This window comes from Mesorhizobium sp. M4B.F.Ca.ET.089.01.1.1, assembly GCF_004022605.1.
Lineage (GTDB): Bacteria > Pseudomonadota > Alphaproteobacteria > Rhizobiales > Rhizobiaceae > Mesorhizobium > Mesorhizobium abyssinicae.
Genome location: NZ_RZOS01001048.1, coordinates 1 through 779, shown reverse-complemented (window position 1 = coordinate 779; position 779 = coordinate 1). Strand labels below are relative to the sequence as shown.

The window sequence follows — 779 nt, the reverse complement described above, 5'->3', positions numbered from 1 at the left end:
CAACTGCGATAGCGGATCGCCAGGCGCCATTTTGAGCAGTGAGAAGATCACGAGGCTGATCAAACACAAGGTCGGGACCGAGATAAGCAGTCGTCGGATGGCATAGTTGAGCATGCGCCGTACCTATATTGCTGCCGGCCGGGGCAATAGTGACCGCGGCCGGCGTGGGACATGGAAAGGCGGGCGCTCTTGCAAGAACGCGCAGCCAATTTCACTTGTTGCGATACCAGTCCTGAGCGTTCCACAACTCGGAATCCCAGGCGTTACTGGCAGTGCCGCCCAGCGTGTTGGAGATCCCCGAGACGCCAGCGCGCCAGACCAGCGGCATGATCGCGTAACTGTCCATTAAAATGGTATTGAGCTTTTTGACTATCTCGCCGCGCTTCTCGATATCAGCGGTCTTTCCGAGCTCTGTCACCAGCGCGTCGTAGTTCGTGTCGCAGTAGCGCGGGGTGTTGCTTCCATGCGACTGGCCACAGGTGTAGCTCTCGGCATATGCGCCGGGATCGGAACCGCTAAAGTAGTTGGCCCACATCTGGGCGTCGGCATAAAAGTTACTGTACGTTTCCGGATTGCTCGGATCGCTTCCGAAAAAGACCGAAGCGTCGATGCTCCTCAATTCTACCTCAACGCCTATATCGTGCCACCACTGCTTGATGATCGCCTGGAACTGGTTGCGCACCGGGTTGGTCGTGGTCACCAAAGTGAGCTTTAGCTTTTCGCCGTCCTTCCCCCGGATTCCATCAGGACCCTGCCTCCAGCCCGCCTCGTCAAGAAGC

1 protein-coding gene is annotated in these 779 nt (G+C 57.5%); it reads right to left on the bottom strand.

Features of this window, described 5'->3' with window-relative positions; genetic code table 11:
* Window positions 1–211: 211 nt before the first annotated feature.
* On the bottom strand, window positions 212–779 hold a 568-nt coding region (locus EN780_RS35925; protein ID WP_245500239.1), incomplete at its 5' end, for an ABC transporter substrate-binding protein.